At 63.7% G+C, this 20,428-nt stretch carries 14 protein-coding genes; 8 read left to right on the top strand and 6 right to left on the bottom strand.

Annotated features, from left to right (window positions below; translation table 11 throughout):
* Window positions 1–10 precede the first annotated feature (10 nt).
* From B0E48_RS01465 to B0E48_RS01475, 3 genes are all read left to right on the top strand, one after another.
* Entirely contained in the window at window positions 11–802 is a 792-nt protein-coding gene (locus B0E48_RS01465) for an AMP nucleosidase (RefSeq protein ID WP_077515668.1), read from the top strand.
* Between the two features lie 501 nt (window positions 803–1,303).
* Window positions 1,304–4,243: a TonB-dependent receptor gene (locus tag B0E48_RS01470; RefSeq protein WP_077515669.1), complete on the top strand. Its 2,940-nt coding sequence runs from the start codon at window positions 1,304–1,306 to the stop codon at window positions 4,241–4,243.
* 66 nt (window positions 4,244–4,309) lie between these two features.
* The gene (locus B0E48_RS01475; RefSeq protein WP_077515670.1) at window positions 4,310–6,157 is read left to right on the top strand and encodes a tetratricopeptide repeat-containing sulfotransferase family protein; all 1,848 of its coding nucleotides are present in this window, start codon (window positions 4,310–4,312) and stop codon (window positions 6,155–6,157) included.
* A 57-nt stretch (window positions 6,158–6,214) separates the two neighbouring features.
* On the opposite strand, the gene B0E48_RS01480 is transcribed toward B0E48_RS01475, so the two are convergent.
* Together B0E48_RS01480 and B0E48_RS01485 are read right to left on the bottom strand one after the other, a co-directional pair.
* Window positions 6,215–7,780 (bottom strand): sulfotransferase, encoded by a 1,566-nt coding sequence (locus B0E48_RS01480; protein ID WP_077515671.1) that lies wholly within the window; start codon window positions 7,778–7,780, stop codon window positions 6,215–6,217.
* Window positions 7,777–9,306 carry a sulfotransferase gene (locus B0E48_RS01485; protein ID WP_254423808.1) on the bottom strand — a complete coding sequence of 510 codons (1,530 nt, stop codon included), beginning with the start codon at window positions 9,304–9,306 and terminating at the stop codon, window positions 7,777–7,779. Before B0E48_RS01485 ends, B0E48_RS01480 begins: the two co-directional genes overlap by 4 nt.
* A 247-nt stretch (window positions 9,307–9,553) precedes the next feature.
* On the opposite strand from B0E48_RS01485, the gene B0E48_RS01490 reads away from it, so the two are divergent.
* Window positions 9,554–10,849 carry an aspartyl/asparaginyl beta-hydroxylase domain-containing protein gene (locus B0E48_RS01490; RefSeq protein ID WP_254423809.1) on the top strand — a complete coding sequence of 432 codons (1,296 nt, stop codon included), beginning with the start codon at window positions 9,554–9,556 and terminating at the stop codon, window positions 10,847–10,849.
* 104 nt (window positions 10,850–10,953) lie between these two features.
* Here B0E48_RS01490 and grxD read toward each other — a convergent pair whose 3' ends face one another.
* The 4 genes from grxD to B0E48_RS01510 all read right to left on the bottom strand — a co-directional run bounded on the left by grxD (window position 10,954) and on the right by B0E48_RS01510 (window position 14,802).
* Window positions 10,954–11,877 (bottom strand): Grx4 family monothiol glutaredoxin, encoded by a 924-nt coding sequence (gene grxD, locus B0E48_RS01495; RefSeq protein WP_077515674.1) that lies wholly within the window; start codon window positions 11,875–11,877, stop codon window positions 10,954–10,956.
* Window positions 11,878–11,955: 78 nt separating this feature from the next.
* Window positions 11,956–12,813, bottom strand: a complete 858-nt coding sequence (locus B0E48_RS01500) for a UDP-2,3-diacylglucosamine diphosphatase (protein WP_077515675.1) — start codon at window positions 12,811–12,813, stop codon at window positions 11,956–11,958.
* A gap of 101 nt (window positions 12,814–12,914) precedes the next feature.
* Window positions 12,915–13,535 (bottom strand): SGNH/GDSL hydrolase family protein, encoded by a 621-nt coding sequence (locus B0E48_RS01505; RefSeq protein ID WP_077516850.1) that lies wholly within the window; start codon window positions 13,533–13,535, stop codon window positions 12,915–12,917.
* 19 nt (window positions 13,536–13,554) lie between these two features.
* On the bottom strand, window positions 13,555–14,802 hold the full coding sequence (locus tag B0E48_RS01510) for an aminotransferase class I/II-fold pyridoxal phosphate-dependent enzyme (protein ID WP_139350116.1): 1,248 nt from the start codon (window positions 14,800–14,802) through the stop codon (window positions 13,555–13,557).
* A 178-nt stretch (window positions 14,803–14,980) separates the two neighbouring features.
* Between B0E48_RS01510 and rsgA the strand changes: the two genes are divergently transcribed.
* The 4 genes from rsgA to B0E48_RS01530 all read left to right on the top strand — a co-directional run bounded on the left by rsgA (window position 14,981) and on the right by B0E48_RS01530 (window position 20,279).
* The gene (gene rsgA / locus B0E48_RS01515; RefSeq protein WP_077515677.1) at window positions 14,981–16,036 is read left to right on the top strand and encodes a ribosome small subunit-dependent GTPase A; all 1,056 of its coding nucleotides are present in this window, start codon (window positions 14,981–14,983) and stop codon (window positions 16,034–16,036) included.
* Between the two features lie 78 nt (window positions 16,037–16,114).
* Window positions 16,115–16,603: a hypothetical protein gene (locus B0E48_RS01520; protein WP_077515678.1), complete on the top strand. Its 489-nt coding sequence runs from the start codon at window positions 16,115–16,117 to the stop codon at window positions 16,601–16,603.
* Complete coding sequence (locus B0E48_RS01525) at window positions 16,600–17,874, top strand: flavohemoglobin expression-modulating QEGLA motif protein (RefSeq protein ID WP_077515679.1); 1,275 nt, start codon at window positions 16,600–16,602, stop codon at window positions 17,872–17,874. The genes B0E48_RS01520 and B0E48_RS01525 overlap by 4 nt, the downstream gene beginning before the upstream one ends.
* Before the next feature lie 113 nt (window positions 17,875–17,987).
* Window positions 17,988–20,279, top strand: coding sequence for an NADP-dependent malic enzyme (locus B0E48_RS01530; protein ID WP_077515680.1), 2,292 nt, complete (start codon window positions 17,988–17,990; stop codon window positions 20,277–20,279).
* The last annotated feature ends 149 nt before the right edge of the window (window positions 20,280–20,428 follow it).

Raw genomic sequence — 20,428 nt, forward strand, 5'->3', positions numbered from 1 at the left:
TACCACTCACATGAAGAGCAAGCAGGAAATCGTCTCCAACTGGCTGCCGCGCTATACCGGCACGTCGCTGGAGCAGTTTGGTGAGCACATCCTTCTGACCAACTTCGGTCATTACGTGGATCTGTTCGCACAATGGCACGGGGTGGAGGTGCAGGGCCGCGACCGGCCGATGCCGAATGCCACGGCCGATGGCATCACCTTGATCAATTTCGGCATGGGCAGCCCCAATGCGGCTACGGTGATGGATCTGCTCAGCGCGATCGAACCGAAGGCGGCGTTGTTCCTGGGCAAGTGCGGCGGCCTCAAGAAGAAAAACCAGCTCGGCGATCTGGTGCTGCCGATCGCGGCGATCCGTGGTGAAGGCACCAGCAACGACTACCTGCCGCCGGAAGTGCCGGCGTTGCCGGCGTTCCAGCTGCAACGTGCGGTGTCCACCATGATCCGCGACCTCGGCCATGACTACTGGACCGGCACGGTGTACACCACCAACCGGCGGGTGTGGGAGCACGACGACACCTTCAAGGACTATCTGCGTCGCACCCGCTGCATGGCGGTGGACATGGAGACCGCCACCATTTTCGCCGCCGGCTTCGCCAACAAGATTCCCTGCGGCGCGCTATTGCTGGTGTCCGACCAGCCGATGATCCCGGAAGGGGTGAAAACCGAAGCCAGCGACCGCAGCGTCACCTCGCAGTACGTCGAGGCGCATATCAAGATCGGCATCGAGGCACTCAAATTGGTGCGCCGCAACGGTCGCAGCGTGAAACATCTGCGCTTCGAGGAAGATACTGAAACGGAATGAGTCGATTTGGGGTGGACCCTGAATCACGGATAAGCAGGGATGCGTCCAGGACCGGCTCGGCCGCAACATCATTCGGGGCCAGCGGAGCGCGGTTGGGGTGCTCCCACCTCTGTTCAAGGGGTGCTGGGGCATCAATCAGGCGGTTCATCGGCCTTAGTTGTGGGCTGGAAATCGAACCCGTCTTCACAATATTCCGTAAGTTCTTGCTTGTACAAATTTTGTTGACAATCCGTAAAGCAGGCATGATAAAGGCCCACGGTAGCTGGCTGGGTTGCGTGGGCTGATGGCCGACATGGCGCCATGACGCCGTCTTGGGTCGCAAGTTATGACCAGCCCGAGAGGTGTGTTACGTGTTCACGTAGCGTTATTTGCCTGTTAGTATCGGCAAAGATCGGGAGTCGTGGGTCTGAAGTTCATCGGCCTGGGAGATCGGGCTAAGTCGCAGTTTTTGGGCAGAACGTTTTCTGACCCATGGTAATAATTAATCGGAGGGTGTCTTTTATGAAACTTGGGGTCACAAAACTTTCTTCGTCGGTTCGCCTGGCGCTTTCGCTGGGTGCCGTCATCGCGGTTGGCGCATCGGGTACGGCATTTGCCCAGGACACCAGCAACCAGTCCACAACCAGTAGCAGTCAGCCTGACCAGCAGAAAGCGAAGTCGCTGCAGACCGTTGTGGTTACCGGCTCGCTGATCCGACGCGTTGATCTGGAAACGGCCAGCCCGGTCGTCACCATCGACCGCGCACAGATTCAGGCTACCGGCAAGATGACGCTGGGCGACCTGGTTCAGCAGCTCCCGGCGATGACCGGCGGCGCCGTCAATCCGCAGGTCAACAACGGCGGCGGTACGGGTGGATCGAGCATCAACCTGCGCGGCCTGGGTTCGAAGCGCACGCTGATCCTGGTCGACGGCCAGCGTCTGCTGAGCAAGGATCCGAACGCCATTCCGGCGGACGCGGTCGAGCGTATCGAAGTGCTGCCCACCGGCGCATCGGCTACCTACGGTTCGGACGCCATCGGCGGCGTGGTGAACTTCATTCTGCGCAAGGACTACCAGGGCGCGCAGTTCACCGCCAACGTTGGTGAATCCGATCACAATGATGGCGATCAAGCCGGCTACACCTTCACTTTCGGACAGTCGTCCGACAAGGGAAGCATCATGGCTGGCCTCTCCTACAACAAGCAGGATGGCGTCCTGGCGGGCAACCGCAGCTTCTCCAAGAATGCGCTGACCCTTGCCGGCAGCCAGGTTATCATCGGCGGTTCTTCGTCCACGCCAGTGGGCCGCATCCAGGTACCGGCAGGCAGCACTGCAGCAGCAGCGTTCGCGAATTGCCCCAGCGACTTCGTGTCGCTGAATCCGGGTGGCAACAGCACCCAGATGACGCCGGCCAATTACCATTGCTATACGGCGGCCGACAAGTACAACTATTCGGCGGTCAACCTCGACATGACCCCGCAGGAGCGTACCGGCGGTTTCATCAACGGTGAGTACCACCTCGGCGACCATGTATCGGCTTATGTGGATGCCATCTACGAGAAGACCTCGGCCAGCTTCCAGTTGGCACCGGCGGTATACGGCACCGATACCACAGGCGCCTCGCTCGATCCATTCAATGCGTTCAACCCGAATCAGGGCGATGCATACAACGGCAGCGCCTTGGGCTTCCGCTCGCGTCTGACCTCGGTCGGTCCGCGTTTTGCCTCGAGCAGCCGAACCGATGCCCAGATCAATACGGGCTTCCGTGGTGACTTCACGGTCTTCGACAAGAACTGGAACTGGGACGTTGGCCTCAACTATGGCCATGAGAGCATCGTCACCACGACGGGTGGCCTGGTCAACCAGACCGCCTTGTACACGGGTCCTTCCACGCTGAATGCCGACGGTACGGCTACCTGCCCGGCCGGTGTGAGCGCGGTCGCGTGCCAGTTCAACCCGTTCGACATCAATGCTCCGGCCAGCGCCGCAGCAGCGCGCGCCGCCGTGGCGTCCGCCACCTCCAACCAGTACCTGATCGAAAAGACCTGGCACGCTGGCATCAGCGGCGAGCTGTTCAGTCTGCCGGCCGGTGCCGTGCAGCTGGCGGTCGGCGCCGAGTATCGTCAGGAAAGGGATGTGATCAATCCGGATACCGAGCTGTTGCTCGATCCGACCACCGGCAGCTGCATCCTGGGCAGCCAGTGCCTGGCCGGCCTGCAGGGTGGCTACAACACCAAGGATCTGTACGCCGAAGCGTTCATCCCGATCCTGAGCGGCCTGCCGGGCGTGCAGTCGTTGAACCTGACCATCGGCGACCGTTATTCGCGCGTCAGCACCTTCGGCAACACGAACAACTTCAAGTTCGCGTTGGAGTGGAAGCCGATCGACGACTTGCTGCTGCGTGGCACGATGGAAGAAGTTTTCCGCGCGCCGAGCGTTTCGGAGCTGTTCTCGTCGGGCTCCGATGCGCCGAACATCCACAGCGATCCGTGTACCGGTTACACCGGTGCCCCGGCGGGTTCGCCGCTGGCACTGGCTTGTCAGTTCGTGCCCACCGATGGCAGCTTCGTAAACAGCTTCGTGCAGTCGCAGACGCAGGCTTCGGCAATCACCGAGGGCGCTTCAGTCGCAGGCTTCCCGATCAAGCCGGAGTCCGGCAAGTCGTATGACTTCGGTGCGGTATACAGCCCGTCGTGGGTGCCGGGTCTGTCCACCACGGTCGACCTGTGGCGCGTCAACCTGAACAACACCATCACCTCGATCGGCATGCAGAGCGTGCTCAATCTCTGCGCGTCTGGCCAGACGGTGTTCTGCCAGTACATCAAGCGCGTGCCGAGTGGTCAGAATGCGGGTCAGCTGCAACAGGGCTTTGTCGAGCCGACCGCCAACCTGGGTGCCTTGTCAACCGGCGGCGTCGATTTCTCGGCCAACTACAAGTTGCCGCAGTTCTCCTTCGGCCAGTTCAACATCGGCGTCAACGCGACCTACCTGAAGTACTACCAGCAGAACACGGGTTCGGACGTCTACAACAATGCCGGTCACCTCCTGCCTTACGGCTCAGCGCAGGCGGCAGCTTGCCCGGACAACGTCGGCGTCTGCCTGTTCCCGCGCTGGCGTGGTCAGGGTTTCGTGGATTGGCAGCAGGGTAACTGGAGTGCCTCGTGGCGCATGCGCTACATCGGTCGCTTCCAGAACGGTGGTCCGGCGTTTACCGAGCAGGATACGCAGCCGAACGGTGTGCCGGGTACCGTGCTCAAGTACGGCGCGACGGTCTACAACGACGTGTCGTTCGGCTACAACATCGAGCCGTACAACACGCGTGTGGATGTCGGCGTGAACAACCTGTTCGACAAGCAGCCGCCTATGCTGTACGCGAACAACACGCTCAATGCCAATACCGATCCGAGCGATTTTGACCTGATGGGCCGCTATTTCTGGGCTCGCGTGACGGTCAAGTTCTAAGTCGCTTAATTAAACGTTAGTCTTGATGGGCCGCGTGGATCACGCGGCCCATTTTTTTTGGACCCCATGACTTCCAACGCCATTCCCCAGATCGCCGCAGCGCTGAACGCAGGCCAGCCACATCATGCGGAGCAGCTAAGTCGCACCGCACTGCTCGAGTTTCCGCAGGACGAGAGTCTCCTGTTGCTGCTGGCCATGAGCCTGCATTCGCAGGAACGACTCCAGGAAGCCTTGCCGATTTATGCTCAGTTGACGCAGCTGTTCCCAATGAGCAGTGAGCACTGGAACAATTACGGCATCGCCCTCGCAGCGGCCGGTGCGCCGGAAGATGCCCAGCAGGCCTATTCGAAAGCAGTACAGATGGACCCAGGCAATCCGATGCCGAGGATTCACCTGGGACTGTTGATGATCCAGCGGCACGAGTATCTGGCCGCCCGCGTGGCGTTGCTGGACGCCTTTGAACTTGATCGGGAGTCGCCGCTGGCGCGTATTCATGCCGCCAGAGCCTGCAGTCTCTGCCAGGATTTCGAGGGTGCAAGGGAACTGCTTGGCCCGTGGCGGAACTGGCTGCCGTTGAATGACGACACGCTCCAGCTGGAGCTGGCCCAGGTACTGACCCTGCAGGACGATATTCCCGCCGCCGCGGCATTGCTGGAGGACGTGCTTGCTTGGAAGCCTGGTTACACGGAAGTGAGACTCCTGCTGGCCAGTATCTACGAGCGGTTCAATCGACTGACGGACGCGGAGGAACTGGTACTTCCGGTAGTTCGCATGGGGCCGGGCGTGCCCGATGCACAGCGGACGGAGGCATTGCATATCCTGGCCGGGCTGGCGCTTCGGAAGAAGGACCCGGTGGGTGCCAGGCAATTGCTGGAGCAATGCGGACCGCATGGTGACGATGACTTTGTTCATTATTTCGACCTCGGCGCAGCATGCGATCGGCAGGGCGATACGGATGCGGCGATGGCGGCCCTGCGAGAAGCACACCGCCGGCAGAGCCACGAATTCCAGTTCGCCTCGCCCGAATTTTTCGAGCCGGGGGCACACGCGTTGCCGACGGATGCTCCGCGCATCCCGGCGCTGCAGTATGCGCGCTGGCCGAAGCTGATCGCGCCCGAGGCGCACGACTCGCCGGTTTTCGTGGTGGGCTTCCCGCGCTCGGGTACGACTCTGCTTGAGCAGATGCTGGACGCGCATCCCGGGCTGCAGTCCATGGACGAGAATCCTTTTTTCAGTCGTCTGGCACTGATACTGCGTCGACAAAATCCACGCATCCTGGATGACCTCGGCGTATTGCAGCAGTTCGATTGCGACGAATTGCGCAAGCGTTACCACGCCATGGTGGCCGAGCGCATTTCGCGCCGTTTGAACACGCAGCTGATCGACAAGAATCCGCTGAACATGCTGTGGCTGCCGATAATCCATCGCCTGTTTCCTGAGGCAAGGTTCATCCTGGCGTTGCGCCATCCATGCGATGTGATCCTCAGCTGCTACATGCAGAATTTCCGCTCCAGCATTCTGGCTGCCGCCTGTTCCAGCCTTGAACGGCTGGCGCAAGCCTACGTGCAGGCCATGACGACATGGCTTGAAGATGTGAGTATCTTCAAGCCATCCGTGATGGTGTCGCGCTACGAAGATCTGGTAACGGATTTTCCGTTACAGGCGACTCGCATCACGGAATTCCTGCAGCTGGCAGATGCCTCGCCGATGCTGGAGTTCGACCGGCATGCGCGCAGCAAGGCTTACATTGGCACACCCAGCTACTCGCAGGTGATCGAGCCGGTGAACCGGAAAGGGCTTGACCGTTGGCATCGCTATCGTCGCCAGTTCGAGCCAATCCTGCCCATTCTCGAGCCCATGCTGAGGCATTGGGGCTATGACGACGGCACAGGCGGCAGCTCGTCTGCGGACTAGCTGGCATGGCTGATCGGGACACATTGCATCGTGGCGAAGTTGCCCGGCGAATGGGGCTTATCGCTCCGGGATCCGCAGCAGTTCCGGCAGGTAGGGTACGTAATCGCGCCAGCGTCCGATGGAGTGTGTATGCACCGGTTGGCGCACCTGCCAAGTACTGGCGGTACTGATGGCATGTGGTTCCTGCGCGGTAATGGGAGGATCCATGGCGGGCACTCCGAGCCAGTCGTTCAGTGCGGCCATGATGTCTTCCGGCGCCGTCACCAGGTCTTCGTAAAGAACCGTGCGGAACGACGTCGGATAGCGGGCGTTCCAATGCGTGGCCAAGCGGCGGCAACCCCGTATCAGCGCGCCGATGTCGCCGAGATTGTAGGCATAGTCGTGTGCCCGATCATGAAAGGATTGCGACCACAGGGATAGCGCAGTATCGCGTGCATGGCGTTGGCAATGGATGATGCGCGCATTGGGCCATAGCGCCATGATCAGGTCGACATGCAGCAGGTTCAAAGGCTGTTTGTCGATGAACCAATGTGCATGGTGATCATCCTGGCGAAGCTGTGCCGCATAGACCGAGGCGGCCTGCTCGAACGGACCGCGCTCGTTGCGGTTCATCAGTGCAAGCCGCTGCGTCAGGATCTTGAGCCAGCCGAGTTCACCTTGATTTCGGACCTGCGGATGCCGTGCGATCAGTTCGGCCAGGAGCGTGGTACCGGAACGCGGCACGCCGACGATGAATATCGGCACCCAGCCGACGGGTGCGGGTAGCGCGAACGGATACGGCCTGTCGGCGACGCGTGCCTCGATCGATCGGTTCCACTGCTTGCGCGACCAGGTGCTGGCAGCATGGGCCAGTGCGTTGGCCTCGTGCAGATAGCGTGCAGCCTGCGCATGGTCGGCAATATCGTCATGCGCCTTGCCGAGGGCGAACAGGGTGGTGATGCGCGCCTTGTCGCTCAGTCCGGGGCGGCTCAATACATCGTGGAACAGCGCGAAGTCGGGGTGACTGGAGTCCCGATAGCGTTGCAGGCCGGACAGGCCTATCGGGATATTCCATTCCACCGCCTCGGGGCTATGGCCGAGCGCGAAGTTGTAGCGTTCGCGCACGCGTGGGAATTCACCCAGCTGGATACCCAGCATGCCCGCATAGGCGTGTATGCGCGGGTCGGCCGAGCCGGTGGCAATCGCGGCCTCGCAGATGGTTGCGGCATCCTGTGGGCGGCCGTAGTCGTCGAGCGTCTCGACGGCCTGGATCACCGTGTCGGCATCTTGCCTGCCATGCTCGAACAGCTTCCGTATCGCTTCGGCGGCCGCCTGCATGCGGCCCTGCTCGCGCAGCAGACCGGCCAGCAGGAATGTGGCGCCGACGTGGTCAGGACGCTGCGCCAGCCAGTCGCGCAACAGGGCCTCGGCTTCCACATGCTGTTGCATTTGCCAATACAGGCCGGCCAGACCCACACGCACTTCACCCGAGGCGGGATACCGCGCTGCCGCTGCCGTAAAGATGGCAAACGCGCCATCCAGATCGCCGCGCAGAATCAGGGCGCGGGCGCTCTCCAGCCACTCCTGTTCCGAGGCTTGCGCCAGCGCGGCGAGCCGTGTCGTGCTCGTGAGCGAGGCTGTCATGGTCGCCAGGGTGGCAGCTCGAGCGCTTTCCTGAGCGGATCGAGCAAGTTGCCATAACGGGGCGCACGTGCCATGTCCTGGCGCAGTGGCTGGCGTACCTGGGTGGCGCTGGGCGAACGCACTTCGCGTTGGTTCTCGTGGAAGTGCACGCATGCGTCTTCAAACGGCAGCCCGCAGAAATCCAGCAGTTCGCGGATATGCGCCTCCGGTTCGGCAAGCAATGCCTCGTAACTGTGCTCGCGTACGGAGATGGGGTGCAGCGTGGTCCAATGCCGCACGCTGCGGTCGAAGTCGCGCCAGAAGCGGGCCAGGTCATCGAAGGTGCGCGTGTAGCCGCTGCTGCTGTCCAGGCGCTGGCGATAGCACGAGAAACATGTTTCCAGCGGGTCGCGGCGGCAGACCACGATACGTGCGCCCGGCAGCATGGCGCGGATGGCGCCGATATAGATCCAGTTGTTGGGCAGCTTGTCAGTGAAGATGGGGCGCCGTCGTCTCCAATGCGCGGTGCGCTCCAGATAACGACGGCCCAACCGTTCCCAGTCGGACGGTTGCATGTCGCCGACCCATTGTGGAAACGGCTTGCCACGGCGGCGCGATTCCTCAGCCAGCACGTAGGGCAGATCGGGCAACTCGCCGGCGCCTTCCACCGACGAATGCGAGGCAAGGATCTGTTCGACTAAAGTAGAGCCTGCACGTGGCAGGCTGGCGATGAAAATGACCTCGCGCCCAAGCGGTTCCGGCGCACCGGCAGGTGGTGGATCGAACACTGCGCCTATGGCCTCGACATTGTCGGAGAACTTTTCGCCATGCCAAGCCTGACGGTGGAGTGCAATGGCATTGGCCTGCTCCAGTGCGGCAAGCGAATCGGCATACTCGCCGCTGTCATCGAGCGCCTTGGCCAAGGCAAAGCCGATTGCAATGCGGTCGTCATCGCTTGTCGCGGGGAGCTGCAGCGCCGAGCGCATGCATTTGATGTCATCTTCGGTAAAGCGCTGTGTCTTGAGATCAGCCAGTCCCCACCAGGCGATGCCGGCCGCCGGATATTGGGCGATCAGCTGGCGGTATTCGGTGGCAGCTTCGTCAAGCTGTCCTCGCGTGCGCAGCATATCGGCGAGCAGGGCGCGCGCGGCGGCATGGTTGGGTGCGAGCGAGACAGCCCGCTGCAGCGCATCCACGGCCTCGTCATTGCGCACGGATTTGGTCAGCATTACACCGAGGTTGTACCAGGCGATGACCAGGCCAGGCTGAAGATTGCAGGCAACGCGCAGTGCATCGATCGCCGATTCATAGTCGCCTGCCGTGCCCAGCAGCGAACCGAGGGTATTGTGATAGAGCGGATCCTGCGGGCGCTGCGCCAGTGCCCGACGGATCACTCGCAACGCATCGAGATGCTGGCCGCGCAAACTATGAATACCTGCCTGCAAACGCAACACTTCGGGATGGTTCGGGTATACCGCCAGCGCGCGAGACAGTTGGCGATCGGCATCATCAAGGCGTCCCCCATCGAGTGCCTGTCCTGCGGACATGACATATTGGATGGCGGCGGGATCCAGCCCGTGTAAACGTGGATTCATCAAAGATCTCTGGTCAGAACAGGACGTGGCTTCCGTGACGCATCATCCTGCGGTTGCAAGGACGAGCCCACAGTTTTTCGAACATCATTATTATGATGCCTAGTACGTGCCGGCAGTGAGGCTGACTGCCGGGTTTCTTCTTGGACAAAACCCGTTCGGCGGTAATCAGGCGATGAACAGTGAGCTTCACGAGAGTGCCATGACGTTGCGCAAAATGGCATACGACGGGCTGCAGCACGGTGATGTCGTGCTGGCTGAACAGCACTTCGCGCGGCTGCTTGAGATAGTTCCCACTGACATGGAAGCGCTGCAATTTGTCGCCAGCCGCTATCTGGTCCGTGGGGAAGCCATGCGCGCCGTGGCCATGCTGCTTGTCGCCGACCAGGCACGCCCGAACGACCCGAATACACTGCACCAGTTGGGTACGGCGCAGATGGCGACTGGAGACCTGCATGGTGCGGTGGCCAGCCTGCAGCGAGCAATTGAGCTGGCGCCGCACATCTTCATGGCGCGCCTGCGTCTGGGCATGGCACTGGAACGGCTGGGGGAGGCGCACAATGCACTGGTGGCTTATTTCGGCGCGGTAAATACCGCACAGGTGCAAGGTCGCTGGCTGGGTGACTCGACTACGGCGCCAAGTATCCGCGACGCGGTCAAGCATGCGATCCGATTCATTGATGTCGAGCGCCCCCGGCTTTTCCACCAAGTGCTCGAACCTCTGCAGCAGCGTTACGGCCGCTCCGAACTTTCGCGTGTGGAAGATTGCCTTGCGATTTATCTCGGCGAGAAGGCACTGTCTCCGCCTGATCCACGACAGAAACCGAAGTTCCTCTATTTCCCTGGCGTGCCAAGCCAGGCGTACTACGCAAGCGAACGCTTTCCCTGGCACCGGGAGCTGGAGGCCGCCACCGGGATGATTCGGGAGGAGTTGCGAACGGTGCTGGCGGAAAATCAACCGTTGCAGCCGTTTCTCGGCATCAACTCGCCCGCGGAACTCGATGGATACCTGCGCGCATCCGGCAACCAGACAGCGGCGTGGGATGCGTACTTCTTCTATCGCCACGGTGTGCGCTACGACGAACAATGCGCGAGCTGCCCACGCACTTCCGGCCTACTGGATGCACTGCCACTGGCGCGCATTCGTGATCACGCGCCAGAGACGCTTTATTCGGTGCTGCGCCCGGGTACGCATATCCTGCCGCATCGCGGTGTCACCAACACGCGCCTGGTCACGCATTTGCCATTGATCGTGCCACCGGATTGCGCCATCCGGGTGGGCGGCGAGATTCACGAATGGGAGGAGGGACGCTGCGTCACTTTCGATGACACGTTCGAACACGAGGCGTGGAACAACAGCAGCGAGACGCGTGTGGTGTTGATTCTTGACAGCTGGAATCCCGACCTGAGCGAAGCCGAGCGTGCCGCAGTGACCGATCTGGTTGAAGCGATTGGCGATTTCAATCGCAGTACCGAAGTGGCCACTCCACAAGGCTGAAATCCACCTCGCCGGTTGGCGGTGTCATCGGTTTCTGCGACTACCGCAAAAAAGCAGCGCCCGCAGAGCGGGCGCCTTCGAGATTCGCCAATGCAGGGTGCCTGTCAGTAAATCGGCACGGCCGAATCGACTTCTCGCGCCCACGCATCCATGCCGCCTTCCACGTTGTGCACGTTGCTGAAGCCGTGCGCGGCGAAGCGCTCGGCCATGCCGCGGCTGGAGATGCCGTGGTGGCAGATGAAGGCCAGCGCGGTGTCTTTCGGCAGTGCGGCGAGGCTTTCGTAGCCCTCGTCCTCGAGCACGCGTGCCTGCGCCAGCGGCGCGGCGTGGGCGCGGCCGGCGGCGGGGCGCACGTCGATCAGGGTGATGTCGTGTGCGGCCAGACGCGCCTTGAGCTGCTGCACGCTGAGCGAGCCGATCTCCTGCGTGCCGGGGAACTTCAGGCTGAGGCCTTCGCCCTGCACGGTGGATACCCAGTCGATCACGATACCCTTCGCACGCTGGGCGCTGGCCGGATCGAAGTGAACTTCCAGGCCGTTGGCGTGGGCGACGATGTCGTGCTCGCCGGCCGGGGCGAGCTGGAAGCCGGCGCTGTGGTCGGGGCCGATCTCCAGATGCAGCGCCACGCCTTGCGCGTTGGCGGTGCCCTGGCGGATCGCCTCGGCGGCCGCGTCGGTGATGGTGATCTGCGGTGGGGTGCGATCCGGTGCGGCCACGCCGAACAGCGTGTGCAGTTCACCGTTGCCGTACATCTGGCGGATGATGTCGGCGCCGCCGACCAGTTCGCCTTCCACGTACAACTGCGGGATCGTCGGCCAGTCGCCGTAGGCCTTGATGCCTTCGCGGATTTCCGGGTCCTCCAGCACGTTGACCGTGTGGTAGTCCGGCAGCAGTTCGTTGAGCGTGTTGGTGGCGGCAGAGGAGAAGCCGCACATCGGCTGCTGGCGGTCGCCCTTCATGAACAGCACCACGCGGTGGTCCTTGAGCAGGGTTTCGATACGTTCGCGGGTGGTGTTGTCGAGGGGCATGGGGAACTCCGGCTAAAGAAGACAATGATACGCCGCCCGATATGCGGTGATCCTGCTGGCCTTCAAGGCGTACGTGGTTCAGGCCGCCCGGTGCAGCTCGCTGAGATCGCGTGGACAGACGCCCAGCGGTGCCAGCGCCAGCGCGGCAGCCGGCGAGGGCCATACCAGTTCACGGCTGGCCCGGCCCAAGGCGGCGGGCTGTTCGCTCCAGTGGATCAGTTCCATCGCGCCGGTGTGGTCCTCGACCAGGGCGGTGCAGTGCTCGACCCAGTCGCCGTCGTTGAGGTAGAGCACGCCATCCAGCTCGCGCACGTGGCCGAAGTGGATATGGCCGCAGATATGGCCGTCGAAGCCGCGCTCGCGGGCATCGTCAACCACGCGTTCCTCATAGGCGCGGATGTACGCCAGCGCCTTGCCGATATGCGATTTGACGATGATCGACAGAGGCAGGTAGGGCAGTTCCAGCCGCTGCCGCATCGCATGCAGGCGGCGATTGCTCCAGCAGATCAGGCGATGCATCGCCTCGCCGAAGTGCTGCATCCAGCCGCGGCCGATCTGTTCGGGGTCGAACTCGTCGCCGTGGCTGACCCGATAGCGACGACCGTCCGCGCCGACATGCACGGCATCCAGTTCGATCTGCACGCCACCGAATGCCTGGCCGTGCAGGCCGCGCATCGGTGCATCGTGGTTGCCGGGGATGTAGATCACTTCGATCCCACGATGTGCCAGGTCGAGTATTTCGGCAATCACGGCGCTGTGTTCCGGCGGCCACCAGGGCCGACGGGCCAGCGCCTCCAGGTCGATGATGTCGCCGACCAGATAGAGCTTTTCGCAGCGCAGTTTGCGCAGGAAGTCGAGCAGGTAATCGGCCTTGCAGTCAGGTGTTCCCAGATGCACATCGGAGATGAAGGCGCTGCGGCAGCGAAGGGTCGTCATGGCGCGTACTCCCGGTGGATGCCGGGGCGTCAGTCTGCAGCTGCAAGGTCACCGTGCGATGGCGAACAGGTTGCAGCCGGGTTGCGGCGGAGCGCGCTGGATCAGCGTGACGGGCGCAGTGCCGCGCGCACCACGGGCAGGATCGCATCGACCCACAACGCATACTGCGCGGCCGAGGGATGCAGACCATCGGCGGCGGCGAGTACTGGATAGCGGCGCGAGATGCCGGTGATGTCCACAAAGTGCGCGCCGGCACGCGAAGTTTCATCGCGCGCGATCGCGTTGTAGACGTCCAGTTCGCGGGCGATCTGCGCGCGGTCGCGGCCCTGTTCATGCGCGAAGTGGGTGACACCCCAATCCGGAATCGACACCACCACCACCCGCGTGGCGCGATGGCCGGCCAGGGCGACCGCACGCGCCAGCAGGCTGGCGAACTGGTTGCGGTACTCACCTGCGGAGCGGCCGCGGTACTGGTTGTTGACGCCGATCTGCAGGCTGACCAGGTCGTACGGCGGGGACATGGGCGTCGCGTCGATGCCCTGCGCCAGCTCGTCGGTAGTCCAGCCGGTGACGGCGACGATAGTTGGGTCGTCGATCACCACCCCGGCCCGGCGCAAGCGCTGCACCAGCACGGCCGGCCAGCGCTGATCCGCGGCCACCGCTTCGCCGATCGTGTAGGAATCACCGAGGGCGAGGTAATGCAGTGGCGGGGCGGCTGGCATCATGGGCGGATGGTTTGGCTCAGGCTACTGCAGCGGCGGAGCGTGGCGACTGCTCCTGTGCCATTCGCTCCAGCACCCGTTCGATCCGCACGAAGACTTCGCGCAGTTGCGCCGGCGGCGGCAGCAGGGTCAGCCGGAAGTGCCGGCTGCGCGGCACGTTGAAGCTGGTGCCGGGCACCACCAGCACGGATTCCTCCTCCAGCAGGCGCAGAGCGAAGGCCTCGTCGTCGAAGTCGGCGAAGCGGTCGGCCCGGACCTGCGGGAACGCATACAGCGCGCCAGCAGGCGCGACCAGTTCCAGGTATTCACTGGCGGCCACGGCCTGCAGCACGATGCGCCGTGCCTCATGCAGGCGGCCGCCGGGCGCGGTCAAGGCACCGATCGTCGGCGCATCCTGCAGGGCCGGCAACACCGCCCATTGCGCCGTGACGTTGGCGCATAGCCGCAGCGCGGCAAGCAGCTGCAGCGCATCGCGGTAGGCCGCGCTGCGTGCGTGATCGCCGGACAGGCTCATCCAGCCGACCCGGTAGCCGCAGGCGCGATGCACCTTGGACAGACCGCCGAAGCTGAGGCAGGGCAGTTCGCCGGCAACCTCGGCCAGCGGCTGGAAACTCGCGCCGTCGTACAGGATCTCGTCGTAGATCTCGTCGGCGAGCAACAGCAGGCGATGTCGCGCCGCGATCGCCACCAGCCGCTGCAGCAGCGCGCGCGGATACACCACGCCGGTCGGGTTGTTCGGATTGATCAGCACCAGGGCGCGGGTGCGTGGCGTGACCAGCGCCTCGATCTCGTCCGGATCGGGCAGGTGGCTATGGCTGGCGAGGCAGTGGTAATAGCGCGGCTGGCCGCCGTTGAGGATGGTGGCCGCGCTCCACAGCGGATAATCCGGACTCGGCAGCAGCACTTCGTCGCCGGGCTGCAGCAAGGCGCGCAGGCTGAGGTCGATCAGCTCGCTGACGCCATTGCCGATGAAGATGCGTTCCGGTTCGACGCCGCGCGCACCGCGCGCACGCTGCTGCGCGGCGATCGCCTCGCGGGCGAGTTCCAGCCCTTGCTCGTGGCCGTAGGCTTCGCTCTCATGCAGATGGCCGGCGATCGCCTCGCGCAGGTGCGCCGGTGCCTCGAAGCCGTAACGGCCGGGGTTGCCGATGTTGAGTTTGATGATGTCGAGGCCGGCGGCCTCCAGCTCGCGCGCGCGCCGGGTCAGCGCGCCGCGGATTTCATAGCGCACGTCCGCCAGGTGCGCACTGGGTGTGATCGAGGTCAACGCCGGCATCCTTCGAAGTCTGGGAATACAGTCCACGCACCGGCGCCACCGCCGGCAGGTCGATGCTAGCAGCGTGATGCAGCGCAGCGCGAGCGCCGGCCCGGGCGGATTCCGGTTCATCGGCGGGCAATCTCCGGGCAGGGCATAATCGGCAAACCGTGCAGACCGAACTCCCTGAATGAGCGATCTCGAAACGATCGAACGCCTGCGACGCATTGGCTGGCGTGGCGATGTGCTGCCTGCCGCCGGGTTGCGGCTGGCCCGGGTGGTCGCCCAGCATCGCGCCGGCTACGAGCTGCATGACGGCGAGACCCTGTTCGGGGCGCAGCCGGACGGGCGCTTCCTCAAGCGCGGTATCGATCCGGCCGAGCGACCGGTAGTCGGCGATTTCGTCGAACTGGAAGACGGTACGCCGCCGCATATCGTTACGGTGGCGCCGCGACGCACGGTGTTGTCGCGCGCGGCGGCCGGCGAGCGTTACGAGCGGCAATTGATCGCTACCAATATCGACTACGTGCTGGTGTTGACCGGACTGGACGGCGACTTCAATCCGGCGCGGATCGAACGCTATTTGTCGCTGACCGAGGACTCCGGCGCGCAGCCAGTGGTGCTGCTGAGCAAGCTGGACACGCGCGAGGACGCCGCGGAGCAGATCGCGGCGCTGCGTGCACGGCTGCCGGCGGACATCCCGATCCATCCCTTGAACGGCAAGGATCCGGCCAGCGTCACCCTGCTGGCGCAGTACCTGCAGCCGGGCGACAGCGCGGTGCTGGTCGGGTCATCCGGCGCGGGCAAATCCACCCTGACCAACACCTTGCTTGGCACGGCGACGATGGCCACGGCCGAAGTACGCAGCCACGACAGCCGTGGTCGCCACACCACCACCCATCGCGCGCTGCTGCAACTGCCCAGCGGTGGCTGCCTGATCGACACACCCGGCATGCGCGAGCTGAAACTGACCGGCGAGGAAAACCTCGACCTGTTCGCCGACATCGAGGCGCTGGCCGAGCGTTGCCGCTTCGCCGACTGTGGCCATGGCAGCGAGCCGGGTTGTGCGGTGCAGGTGGCGCTGGATACCGGCGAACTGACACCTGGCCGCTGGCGCAACTATCTCAAGCTGCACGATGAGCGCGAGGAGCAGGCGGCGACGCTGGAAGCGCGCCTGCGCCGGCAGCGTGGTGGCCGTCCGATCGAGCGGCCGCACGGGCATCGCGGGCAGCGCGAGCGGGACTGATGTCCATGCCTTCCGTTCCTGCGCACGACATGCCTCAAAGCATCTAGTATCGCGGCATCGTTGCTGCGGAGTGCAGGCATGCGTCGGTTGTCATCGTCGCTCACGTTCTTCTACAAGCGGGTCTTTCCGGTGCTGTGGATCGGCTTTGTGCTGATCATCTTCGGCGTGCAGGTCTGGGAGATGCAGCATGCCCGTGCGGACCCGCCATCGCAGCCGTTTTTCCCGCTGGTGTTGATGCCGTTGTTCATGCTTGGCGTGATGTTGCTGCTCTACCGCAAGCTGCTGCATGACCTGCTGGACGAGGTCGGGCTGGACGGCGATTATCTGGTGGTGAAGAACCATGGCGAGAAGATCCGCGTGGCGCTGCGCGACGTGATGAACGTCAACGCCACCACGATGACCAACCCGCGGCGCGTCACGTTGATGCTGCGGACGGATTCCCGCTTCGGGCGCAATCTCACCTTCATGCCGGCCAGCCCGCGCGGCTTCATGAGCGCGTTCAAGCCCGACCCGATCGCCACTGAACTGATCGAACGCGTCGATGCCTTGCGTGGAGTCCAGCGATGAATACGCCGGCGAGTGCCATTGCGCCCGAGCTGCAACGTTATGCCGCGCTCGACCAGCGCCTGCTGGCGGCTGTGCGTGGCATCCATATCCTGCCGACAGTGGCGTGGCCGGCTTCGCTGGAGGACCGCATGATCGCGGCCTATGGCAACGGCCAGTTCACGCTGCCGGAAGTGACTTACACGCGACCGGATCTTGGCGCCGCACGCGCCGAACTGGCCGTGATCGAGCACGAAGCCGGCGACAACGATCCGTTGGGTGACTACCTGCGTCGCACCGCCGAATCGTGGCGCATCGCGGCGGAAATGCTGGAGGCGGTGGGCACGGCGTGCGTTACCGCGCCTTCGATCGCGCTGTACGGCAAGCCGGGCGATCTGATTCCCGGCAGCCAGCGCAGCAACCTCGATGCAGCGCATTACTTCGTCGAACTGTCCGACGAGCTGGGCGCGGACCTGCTGGCCGACGACAGCAGCGTGGACATGTCGGCAAGTCAGCTGCGCGATGAGCTGACGAAGACGCTGGATGATTTCTTCGGTGCCGGCATGATCAAGGTGGAGGTGGATCCTGAGCTGACCGCCAAGGCAGCGGCCGGCGCCACCCGCATCCGACTGCGCGACGGCACCAGTTTCAGCGAGTACGACCGGCACCAGCTGCTCGCGCACGAGGCGTTTGTGCACTCGCTGACCGCACTGAACGGACGCCAGCAGCCGCTGCTGGCCTCACTGGCGCGCACCTCGCCACGGGTCACTGCGACCCAGGAGGGCCTGGCGGTATTCGCCGAGCTGATGTCCGGCGCGATCGACATTGCCCGGCTCAAGCGGATCAGCTTGCGCATCCTGGCGATCGACATGGCGCTGAACGGCGCCGATTTCGTCGAGGTCTACAAGTACTTCAGCGCCTGCGGGCAGAGCGTGTCTGACAGCTTCCACTCGGCCCAGCGGGTGTTCCGCGGCGTGCCACTGACCGGCGGCGCGGCGTTCGCCAAGGACAATGTGTATCTGTCCGGCCTGCTCACCGTGCACACCTTCTTCCGCTGGGCGTTCAAGCAGCAGCGGATGGATCTGTTGCGCCACCTGTTTGCCGGCAAAATGACCCTGCACGACGTGATCGCGCTGCAGCCGCACTTCGCGTCCGGCGCGATCCTGCCGCCGCGCTGGCTGCCGCCGTGGATGCAGCATGTCCACGGGCTGGCCGGCAAGCTGGCGTTTTCGGTGTTCATCAACGGCATCCACATGAACCGGGTGCATGGCGACGAGCTGCTGCAAAGCGTCTAGCGGCGCCCACGGCAACGCGGAAACGGGTCGGTTCGGGCCGCCCCGGTGCTAACATCACAGATGGTCAACCGCCTGTGGCGGGTACCGCCCCCTCCCTCAACAAATACACATCCATGGCCATCCCCGAAGATCTGCGCCAAGCCGCTCTTGAATATCACCGTCATCCGCGTCCGGGCAAAATCAAGGTCAGCCCGACCACGTCGCTGCTGACCCAGCGCGACCTGTCGCTGGCCTATTCGCCCGGCGTGGCCTATGCCTGCGAGGCGATCGTCGCGGACCCCAACGCGGCCAGCGAGATGACCGCACGCGGCAACCTGGTGGCAGTGATCACCAACGGCACGGCGGTGCTGGGCCTGGGTGATATCGGTCCGCTGGCGGGCAAGCCGGTGATGGAAGGCAAGGGCGTGCTGTTCCAGAAATTCGCCGGCATCGACGTGTTCGACATCGAGCTGGACGAGCGTGATCCGGACAAGCTGGTCGACATCATCGCCGCGATGGAGCCCACTTTCGGCGGCATCAACCTGGAAGACATCAAGGCGCCGGAGTGTTTCATCGTCGAGCGCAAGCTGCGCGAGCGGATGAAGATCCCGGTATTCCACGACGACCAGCACGGCACCGCGATCATCGTCGGCGCGGCCGTGATCAACGCGCTGGAAGTGGTCGGCAAGAAAATCGGCGACGTGAAGCTGGCCACGGCTGGCGCCGGCGCCGCCGGCATTGCCTGTCTCGACATGCTGGTGGCGCTGGGCATGAAGCCGGAGCACATCCTCGCCTATGACCGCGAGGGCGTGCTGTACAGCGGCCGTGACAAGATGGATCCGGACAAGCAGCGCTACGCACGCGATACCGCCAAGCGCACGCTGGCCGAGATCGTCGACGGCGCCGACATCTTCCTCGGGCTGTCCGCCGGCGGCGTGCTGAAGCCGGAAATGGTCGCCACGATGGCGGGCAAGCCGATCATCCTGGCGCTGGCCAATCCGAATCCGGAGATTTCGCCCGAAGATGCGAAGAAGGTACGTCCGGACTGCATCATCGCCACCGGCCGCTCGGACTATCCGAACCAGGTCAACAATGCGCTGTGCTTCCCATACATCTTCCGCGGCGCGCTGGATGTGGGCGCCACCGGTATCAATGAGGCGATGAAGCTCGCCTGCGTGAACGCGATTGCCGGACTGGCACGGATGGAGGCGGGCGACCTGGCCGGCGCCTATGGTGGCGAGGTGCCCACGTTCGGCACCGAGTATCTGATCCCGCGCCCGTTCGATCCGCGCTTGCTGGTGATGCTGGCGCCGGCAGTGGCGCAGGCGGCGATGGATTCCGGTGTGGCCACGCGGCCGATCACCGACATGGACGCGTACAAGGAGAAACTCGGCCAGTTCATCTACCGCACTGGTCTGCTGATGAAGCCGGTCTACGAACGTGCGCGTGCCGATCGCAAGCGTGTGGTCTATTCCGAGGGCGAGGAAGAGACCGTGCTGCGCGCGGTGCAGACGGTGATCGACGAAAAGCTTGCATTCCCGATCCTGATCGGCCGCCCGGACGTGATCGAGACCCGTATCGAGCGGCTCGGTCTGCGCATGCGCGCCGGCGTCGATTTCGAGCTGACCAATATCAATGACGATCCGCGCTTCAACGAGTATTGGCAGCAGTATCACGCGCTGACCGAGCGTCGTGGCGTGTCGCCGGCGGCGGCAAAGAACCTGTTGCGTTCGCGCCCCACGCTGATCTCGGCGCTGATGGTCGAGCGTGGCGAGGCAGATGCGATGATCTGCGGCCTGGTCGGTCGTTTCCACAAGAAGCTCGGCTACCTGCGCAGCGTGTTCGGCCTGGACCAGGGTGTGCAGTGCACCTCGGCGATGACCGGTGTGATCAACGACAAGGGTGCCTGGTTCTTCGTCGATACCCATGTGCAGGTCGACCCGACCGCCGAGCAGATTGCCGAGGCGACGTTGCAAGCGTCGTATCGCCTGAAGCTGTTTGGCATCGAGCCGAAGGTGGCGCTGTTGTCGCACTCCAATTACGGCAGCCATGACAACCCCAGCGCAGCGAAGATGCGCAAGGTGTGGCAAATCCTCAGGGAGCGCATGCCGAAGCTGGAGATGGATGGCGAGATGCAGGCCGACACCGCGTGGGACGAGGCATTGCGCCAGCGGATGTTCCCCAGCACCACGCTGAGCGGCCGCGCCAACCTGTACGTGCTGCCGAATCTCGACAGCGCCAACATCACCTACAACATGGTGCGGGTGATGACCGACGGCGTGGCGATCGGGCCGATCCTGATGGGGCTGGACAAGCCGGCACACATCCTCACGCCGGCATCGACCGCCCGGCGCGTGGTCAACATGACGGCGATCGTCGCGGTGGATGCGCAGATTCGCGCCGCACAGGGTGAACGGCGTAGTTGACGTGACTTGACCGCGCCCCGGCCGGCGGGGCGCGGTGTTCGATCCATGCGCCGGCGAATGGGCGTCCGTTTGGTGCTGGTGCGCCGCGGCGGCTAAACTCTGCTGTTGACCCGCCGCTGCCCCGACGGCGGGAGTCCCCTCAAGTCTGG

Source organism: Rhodanobacter sp. C03 (genome assembly GCF_002001175.1).
Lineage (GTDB): Bacteria > Pseudomonadota > Gammaproteobacteria > Xanthomonadales > Rhodanobacteraceae > Rhodanobacter.